1 protein-coding gene is annotated in these 1679 nt (G+C 52.7%); it reads left to right on the top strand.

The genetic code is table 11. The features are described 5' to 3' along the window. Positions 1-945: 945 nt before the first annotated feature. Positions 946-1422, top strand: a complete 477-nt coding sequence (locus tag KBX06_RS27410) for a helix-turn-helix domain-containing protein (protein WP_000469298.1) — start codon at positions 946-948, stop codon at positions 1420-1422. Positions 1423-1679 lie beyond the last annotated feature (257 nt).

The following is a 1679-nucleotide window of genomic DNA, read 5'->3' as shown; positions in this document are numbered from 1 at the left end:
CGCCACGGTTCCGGCAGCGCCTTGAGCGCAACCGGAAACCGTCTGGGGAGAACCCCAGACCCCCATCGCTGTAACACCGACGGTCTACGACCACCTACCAACCGAGTGACTGCCTGTACCGTGCAAATGGGCTTTGCAGGGGGCTGGCGCGGTTCCTGGCGACCTGAAAGCCCCTGGCTAGGGGTATCGGCGCGCCTGACCTCCTGAAACGCTCTGTAAGCGTTTTTCGCGCCTTCCATGCCCTGACGGGCATTTAAACCCCGCCTCGTGCGTCTGAGAGCTTCTGAGCGCGTTTGAAGGGCTATCTGACGACTCATCCCCGAAAGAACAACAGCGGAATCACCGACAACATGCGAGAGGTGGCACCGCTCGCCGCAGCCCCAGCGACCGAACGTTAGTGAGCGAGTGGGCGAGGAAGCGGAAGAGAACTGGAAACCACATTGAGCACGTACGCACTGATACGGGGTGTCGGGGCGAAGCCCTGACCAGATGGCAAACGGAATATCGTCGCGGGTGACGGTATTACATTTGCACATCCTGTCCCGATTTCTGCGGGGGTTAACGGTGAACGGACGGCAAAAAACGTGCAGGAGCTGTTGAACGTGAAAACCACGAAATCTGGCAAAAATCACGGCTGGCGAGGCTTGCAGAGGAGTAAGCCAGTATACACTCCGCTATCGCTACGTGACTGGGTCAGGGCTTCGCCCCGACACCCCCAAAGGGCGTTGCGTTGCGCGCAACACCCTTGCCTAGAATAGATCTTTTACGCCGATTTGTAAGTTGTTGTTTTTTTAGTGTGTTTTTTGTTTACCTGTCGCATCCAGGGTGACACAACGTTGTCGCATCCTGGATGCGACAACACGCAACAAGGTGTTGCACAGATGTGTCATGATGGCTTAGATTTGAACCAACGTTAGTGCATGGGATTTTTAGAGGGAAAAAATCATGTTTATTGATTCAGAAAAACGACTGAAACAACTTTCAGATGAGGCAAAGAAAAACACCGAGGATCTCGAAGAAGCAAAGAAGAATTCAAGGTTTACACAGGTATCCCCAAAAGGTTGGGAACGCGTTCGAGAGCTGCTGAAGGATAGCCAAGGCATATCAGCACTGAAGCTGTACTCATTTTTAGCGGAGCATATCGATCCTACGTGTGGCGCTGTCGTTGCGGATCAGCAATTCCTAGCTGAAAAACTTGGAGTTAGCAGAAGCACAATTATTCGTTGGCTCAATTACTTAGAATCAAAAAATGCATTAGTTAGAATCCCCGTTGCTGGTAAGGTTTGTGCGTATGCCCTCGATCCACATGAAGTCTGGAAGGGATACAACACTACGAAAAACCATGCAGCATTTGTCACTAAAACACTGGTCAACAAAGACGGTGATATTCAGCGCCGAATCATGGCCATGTTTTCAAATTGAGCCAGCGGCAGGCGGACAATCAGGGGCTACGTGTTAACGTTCTGACCATGATTGTCTATCCTGCATTGCTCTTTTGCCGCCTCAAAATCCCTTGCGTGTTTTTGCTCCCCGATCTCCAGAACGACCGAGCCGCCACGGTTCCGGCAGCGCCTTGAGCGCAACCGGAAACCGTCTGGGGAGAACCCCAGACCCCCATCGCTGTAACACCGACGGTCTACGACCACCTACCAACCGAGTGACTGCCTGTACCGTGCAAA

This window comes from Micromonospora sp. C31 (assembly GCF_018070575.1).
Classification (GTDB): domain Bacteria; phylum Actinomycetota; class Actinomycetes; order Mycobacteriales; family Micromonosporaceae; genus Micromonospora.
This window is presented reverse-complemented; position numbering and strand designations above follow the sequence as displayed.